Source organism: Tritonibacter sp. SIMBA_163 (assembly GCF_046535935.1).
GTDB classification, from domain to species: domain Bacteria; phylum Pseudomonadota; class Alphaproteobacteria; order Rhodobacterales; family Rhodobacteraceae; genus Epibacterium; species Epibacterium scottomollicae.
In genome coordinates, this window is the sequence record NZ_JAWJBP010001567.1 from 1 (window position 1) to 228 (window position 228).

Annotated in this window: 1 pseudogene; it reads right to left on the reverse strand. The window is 63.6% G+C overall.

The annotated features are described in order from the left end of the window. Positions 1-228, reverse strand: a pseudogene (locus R0J92_RS27535) (PRC-barrel domain containing protein); the annotation flags it as partial.

Consider the following 228-nt stretch of genomic DNA (forward strand, 5'->3'; position numbering starts at 1 on the left):
CGGTTCGCGTGCCATCTCACCGTCGGTGCCCTCATCAGCCATCTGCTGCACGTCCTCGTACGTATTCTCCGCCGCGTCGCCAAGTTCGGCAGCCGCCGTCTCTGCAGAAGCCTTTACGTCCGCAGCCGTATCCTTGGCCGCCGCTGCGGTGTTCTCCGCCGCCTGCTCACCGCTGTTGGTCAGGTCATTCGCAGCAGTGTGCTCGTAGGCTGGTGCATCCTCAAACTC